Annotated in this window: 4 protein-coding genes; all 4 read right to left on the bottom strand. The window is 34.2% G+C overall.

Annotated elements, in window-relative coordinates; all coding sequences use genetic code 11:
* Positions 1-12: 12 nt before the first annotated feature.
* Entirely contained in the window at positions 13-771 is a 759-nt protein-coding gene (motB, locus tag HU235_RS23085) for a flagellar motor protein MotB (protein WP_174881728.1), read from the bottom strand.
* A complete protein-coding gene (gene motA / locus HU235_RS23080) occupies positions 764-1564 on the bottom strand; it encodes a flagellar motor stator protein MotA (RefSeq protein WP_095302982.1) in 801 nt (266 codons plus the stop codon). The genes motB and motA overlap by 8 nt, the downstream gene beginning before the upstream one ends.
* A 171-nt stretch (positions 1565-1735) precedes the next feature.
* Complete coding sequence (locus HU235_RS23075) at positions 1736-2011, bottom strand: hypothetical protein (RefSeq protein WP_095302983.1); 276 nt, start codon at positions 2009-2011, stop codon at positions 1736-1738.
* Between the two features lie 107 nt (positions 2012-2118).
* Positions 2119-3147: a potassium channel family protein gene (locus HU235_RS23070; RefSeq protein WP_095302984.1), complete on the bottom strand. Its 1029-nt coding sequence runs from the start codon at positions 3145-3147 to the stop codon at positions 2119-2121.
* Between the last annotated feature and the right edge of the window lie 115 nt (positions 3148-3262).

Below are 3262 nucleotides of genomic sequence, written 5' to 3'. Positions count from 1 at the left end.
ATTCGGTCCTTTTTATTTTTTCTCGTTTGGTAAAATTAAAACTTCTACACGTCTATTTTTTTCTCTGCCTTCTGCTGTATCATTTGAAGCGACTGGTCTAAACTCACCAAAGCCTTCTGCACTAAAAACACTTGGATCTAATTTCTTATTCTCAATTAATATACTTATAAAATTGACAGCACGCTTAGCACTTAAATCCAAATTTGAATCAAATGCTGAATTATTAATAGGAACATTATCTGTATGTCCACTTACAGTAATATTACGTGGAGGATTCATAACAAGTAATTCAGATATTTCCTTTGCAAGATGCTTATCTTTTTCGCGAATTTCAGCAATTCCTGAATCAAAGAAAATTTCATCTAAAATCGTAATTAATAAGCCATCTTCTGTAAGTGTTGTCTGCAATTGGTTACCAAGCTTTTTTTCATCAATATACGAATCAACTTTTTCTTTAATTTCTGCTAACTTTTCTTGCTCGAGTTGTTTTAGCTCTTCTTCAGTTGCTTCAGTAGACTTTTTTTCTTGTACATCAAGCTGTTCCATTTCCCCTGTCTCAGTAGGGCTTGGAAATTCTAAAACACCTGTTCCTCCAGAAAAGCTTGTATTAAATGCTTTCGCAATTTCATGGAATTTTTTTGCGTCAACATTGCTTGCTGCAAATAAGACAATAAAAAGGGCAAGGAGTAATGTTAAAATATCCGCATATGGGACAAGCCAAGACTCGTCCATATGCTCATCATGATGTTGCTTTTTCTTTTTTTTAGCCATTTATACTCTCTCCCTCAGAAACTGAAGAGTTCATTTTCATTCGTTCACTAACAGGTAAGTATGTTGCAAGCTTTTGTTCAATCGCTTTTGGTGCTTGTCCTTCTAATACGGATAGAACACCTTCAATCATTACTTCTTTCACTTTTACTTCTTGTTTAGATTTACGCTTTAATTTATTGGCGAACGGATGCCAGATAACATATCCTGTGAATATCCCCATCATTGTCGCGATAAAAGCTGCTGCAATTGCTTCTCCAAGTGCTGCTGTATCATCCATATGAGATAAGGCAGCAATTAAACCAACAACCGCTCCTAAAACCCCAAGTGTTGGAGCATATGTACCAGCTTGTGAGAAGATGGTTGCATTTGCTTGATGACGTTCTTCCATAGCTTCAATTTCTTCACTCATAACATCGCGTATGAAATCTGCATTTTGCCCATCAACTGCCATGAGTAACCCATTTTTTAAAAAGGGATCTTCAATATCTGCAAGCTTTGCTTCAAGTGCAAGTAGTCCTTCTTTACGAGCAACTTGTGCCCAATCTGAGAATAAAGGTATTAGCTCTTGGATCGTTGGAACCTTTGTTTCTTTAAATAAAATACCGAACAACTTAGGTACCTTTTTAATGTCACTTGTTGGGAAAGCAATGGTTACAGCAGAAATCGTACCTAAAATAATAATAAGTAGAGCAGGTATGTTTAATAGATTTGAGGGATGTACCCCTTTAAGAGTCATACCAACTCCAACTGCGATTATCGCAAGTATTAATCCAATTATTGACGTTTTATCCATCGTAAATCACCATATTTCCTATTTATTTTCTTATTTATTATATCGGAGAGTTCTTTAATATTTTTAGAGGTTTCTTTGAAGTTCTTTAGATTTAACTAAAATTTTCGTAAAAAAACTATCCCATGGTCTAAACCTTACGAGATAGTTTGAAGAAAAGATATGGATGAACAGTTAGAGGGAATAAAATAATGCGGAAATTCCTAAGTAGTAGATTGGAAGAAAGGTGACGATAACATTTCCATAGAAAAATAAACGAGAGTAGAAGGTAATTTTTTCTTCGTAGGCTATTGAGGCTAAGAGAGCTCCAAATAAACTTGTTCCGACAAATAATATAAGACCAAAAATCTCCCCGAGTCTTTCTTGATAGAAAATAAAACCAAATGCAGTACCGTTAAAAATTAAAAGGGAAAGGGAGATAAATAAATATATGTTTCCAAATTTTATCATTGTATACACCTCACCACATGTATATGTGAATGAGTAGGTAACGATGACAGCGAAAACGGGAGATATAACAAATTCTATATCTCCGCATTGCCTAACTTTCTATTAAATTATCTATTTTTTAACATTTTATTATATGTAGAATTGTTGCAAATAATAAACAAATTAGCGTTAGTTGGGATTACTCTATCAAGTGAATTGATTATTGATAGGTCGTTTCCATCAGAAATTAATAATGCTCCCATTTCCGATAGGTCCTTCCTTGCATCTGCATATGTGACCCATTCTTGTTTTTTAGGAATCGAATATAAATCATATCCTTTATCACTAGTTAATTGCCGAATAACCTCACTTGATCCGTTAAATAAAATTGACCGTGCAGCAAGATTTCCTGCTGTGTCATTTGCGGTAATAAATTCCTCAACATTAGCGTGAACAAATGCTTGAATATGTTTTGAATCGGCAACTTCGCAAATCGTATAAATATTTTGTTTGAATTCTTTACCGATTCCTTCAATTATAGATGCGATGAGTAAGGTTTGCCCGTCTGCCTGTGAAGTAGATAACGTACCATCAGGTGAAAAGACCATAACAGATTTTGCATACAGGACATTTGCTTGCTTTAAAATCTCGACATTTGCCGGATCTCCTTTAACGAACTCTACTTGTTCATGGAGTATTGGAATTTTTGCAAGTTTTTCATCAATGATAACGATACGAATGTCTTTAAATGTTTTTATAAGCTCTTCCAATGCGATTTCTGCCTTTTTCGTCCAATTAATCATGATAATATGTTGTTCAGTTGTAATTTTCAAGCGTCCTTCCTCCTGTAGCTTTTTCCGAATACTAATTGAATCGATTACTTTCCCAATAAAAATCGTCATTAAACCAATTCCAACTATGTAAAGAAGCATCGCAAATAATTTACCAGGAACAGTTGTAGGAGATACATCACCGTATCCAACAGTAACAACAGTTGTCATTGTCCACCATAATCCTTCAAAAGGACTTGTAAATGTTTCTGGCTCTAAAAAATATATGATATAACTGCTAGAAAAAACTAAGGTTAAAGTGGAAAAAATAAGAAGCCAATGGTTCATTTTAATTGCTCGAAGGAAAATTCGTCTAATGATGATCATATCATTACCCTTTCTTGGGGACAGTCCCTCATAATTGATATGTTGTAAATTTTACCATACTATTTGTTTGATTAGTGAAAAAAAGGTGTCTCACTGTTTTGAGACACCTTATATA

Source organism: Metabacillus niabensis (assembly GCF_902829255.1).
Lineage (GTDB): Bacteria > Bacillota > Bacilli > Bacillales > Bacillaceae > Metabacillus > Metabacillus niabensis.
Note: the sequence above shows the minus strand (reverse complement) of the source record. Positions and strands in the feature narration are given on the sequence as shown.